Origin of the sequence: Veillonella sp. DNF00869, from assembly GCF_001553345.1 — a bacterium.
Taxonomy (GTDB): Bacteria; Bacillota; Negativicutes; order Veillonellales; family Veillonellaceae; genus F0422.
In genome coordinates, this window is sequence record NZ_KQ960763.1 from 1,242 (window position 1) to 1,536 (window position 295).

Annotated in this window: 1 protein-coding gene; it reads right to left on the reverse strand. The window is 44.1% G+C overall.

The genetic code is table 11. The features are described 5' to 3' along the window. A partial coding sequence (locus tag HMPREF3032_RS07755) for an HAD hydrolase family protein (protein ID WP_156439327.1) occupies nt 1-295 on the reverse strand: 295 nt, incomplete at both ends.

Sequence of the window (295 nt, forward strand, 5' to 3'; positions counted from 1 at the left end):
ACAAAGAATGGATACCCCTGTATCTGCAAAAACTGCCACCCACATATTTGCAAAGCCAAATACACCAGCCACCATAACGATAATTTTTACAGCAATGGCGAAGAAAATATTTTGCCATGCAATGGACAAGGTACGTTCTGCAATACTTAAGGAACGCCATACAGAATCTAGGTTGGAGTTCATATATACCACGTCTGCTGCTTCGATGGCAGAGTCTGCACCACTACCCATAGCACCACCTACATCAGCACCTGTCAATACAGGTGCATCGTTGATGCCATCACCTACGAACATA